Below are 881 nucleotides of genomic sequence, written 5' to 3'. Positions count from 1 at the left end.
CTGCTCGGCAACCTGCAATCCTCCCTGCCCGGCGAGCAGGTGCTGGCGAAGCTGGCGGCTAAAGAGTCGGACAGCAACGGGGATGGCAACTTCTGGCGCACCATTACCACCGGGGTTGTCACCGTACTGAATAACGACAAAGTCAAATCACCGCTACTTAAGGGCCCGTTTATTCAGGGAGTCGATAATATTCTGCTGGGGATGGGGACATTTCTGGCAACCGTCTGTGCCTATACCCATCAGGCGATTTATCAGGGTTCAAGTTATGTCCGTCAGCTTCCCCAGAAAGCGATTGACCAGATAACCCAACAACTGGTTCCGGCCCTGTTATCCACGCTGGGAGTGGTGATTGAGCCGGATGGCAGAGTGGCCCTCAGCGAACAGAGCTATCAGGAAGTGCTGAAACGGCTGGAATCGAAAACGAATCGCCACCTCCCTGACCCGGCAGTGCGTCAACAGGCTATCGGGGAACGGATAATTAACTGGAGTAAACGTCTGGAATCACTTGGCAACAAACCGGTGATAACCCTGCCGGAAGTTAAAACCAGTGTGGACTCTCCGGTTCAGCTTTTTACCTTAGACGGGGCCGGCAAACCTTCCCTTGGTTTACTGTTTGATTCTTCACTGACCGGTGTCAGCCTGTTTCTGAATGCATTCACCCTGACCGATGTGCTCATGCAGACAGAATATGCCCGCAACAACCCTTTACAACCCGGACCTACCTATATGAATCTGCTGCGCTTTAGCACCGCAGTGATTGGTATGAGCGCCGATTTGACTTCTATCGGTTCGACATTAGCCAGCAAAGTAAACTCCCCCATAGTCAAGGCGCTGATGAGCGGGATAAAAGTGCCTGCCGTCAATATCGCAATGGTCAATCA

Annotated in this window: 1 protein-coding gene; it reads left to right on the top strand. The window is 52.6% G+C overall.

Annotated elements, in window-relative coordinates:
• Positions 1–881 (top strand): hypothetical protein (locus LG003_RS23095; protein WP_262981773.1); only part of this gene is annotated, 881 nt, incomplete at both ends.

This window comes from Photorhabdus kleinii, from assembly GCF_025384885.1.
In the GTDB taxonomy this organism is placed as follows: domain Bacteria; phylum Pseudomonadota; class Gammaproteobacteria; order Enterobacterales; family Enterobacteriaceae; genus Photorhabdus; species Photorhabdus kayaii.
The sequence above is the reverse complement of the archived record's forward strand: the minus strand, read 5'-3'. Positions and strand labels throughout refer to the sequence as shown.